Source organism: Kitasatospora sp. NPDC004289 (assembly GCF_053602875.1).
In genome coordinates this window covers 1-1020 of record NZ_JBSGEL010000191.1, presented here as the reverse complement: position 1 = coordinate 1020, position 1020 = coordinate 1, and the positions used below count along the sequence as shown (strand labels likewise).

Below are 1020 nucleotides of genomic sequence, written 5' to 3'. Positions count from 1 at the left end.
AGCGGGATCAGCAGGGTGATGCCCTTGCCCGCCAGATTGGCCAGCGCCTGGCCGAGCCAGAATCGGCCGAAGTCCGGCGAGATGACCAACGCCTGGAGCTGACCTTCCGCACCGCCGCCGACGGCTCCGAACGCCGGATCGCGGTCACCCCGCTGACCGACGAGCGGCCGATCCGCTACCAGGACTGGGTGACCAAACGGCGGCAGCTGGTACGGGAGTTGAGCGACGGACGGTGCGGGTACCTGCACATCCCTGACCTCGGCGGCTCCGGCTGGGCCCAGTTCAACCGCGACCTGCGGCGCGAACTCGACCACCCCGCCCTGGTGTTGGACGTGCGGGGGAACGCCGGCGGGAACGTCTCGGAGCTGGTGCTGGAGAAGCTCAACCGCCGGGTGCTGGCCTGGGACCACGCCCGGGGGCGGCTGCCGGTCCGCTACCCGCGGGACGCGCCGCGCGGGCCGCTGGTGGCGCTGGCCGACCACGCAACCAGCTCGGACGGGGACGTCATCATCGCCGCGATCCGGCTACTGGGGCTCGGGCCGGTGGTCGGGACCCGCACCTGGGGCGGGGTGGTCGGCATGACCGGGCGTCACACGCTCGGGGACGGGACGCAGATCTCCGTGCCGAAGAACGCCTCGTGGTTCACGGGCGGGATCGGGTGGTCGGTGGAGAACCACGGGGTGGCGCCGGACGTCACGGTGGTGCGGGGGCCGCACGAGTGGGCGGCGCACCTGCACACGGAGCTGGAGACCGCCGTCCGGCTGGCCCTGGACCTGCTGGCCGAACACCCGGCAGCCGCTCCCCCGCCCCCCGACACCCCCCGGCCCGACCTCCGCCGCCCGCCCCTGCCGCCCAGGTAACGCCGGGCGCGAGGACCTCCGTGGTCACACCGGTGCGCGAGGATGTACGTGGTTACACCGGGGGCGCGAGGAACTGCGCGAAGGGGGACGGCAGCACGTGCAACTGGCTGACGGAGCCTCAGTTGCAGGTGAGCCGCCTTCCGATTCGCGCAGTTCCTCG

The 1020-nt window shown here is 73.0% G+C and carries 1 protein-coding gene; it reads left to right on the top strand.

Annotation, left to right across the window (positions count from 1 at the left end; all coding sequences use genetic code 11):
* Positions 1 to 860 (top strand): S41 family peptidase (locus ACWEPF_RS39960; RefSeq protein ID WP_452176537.1); only part of this gene is annotated, 860 nt, incomplete at its 5' end.
* Between the last annotated feature and the right edge of the window lie 160 nt (positions 861 to 1020).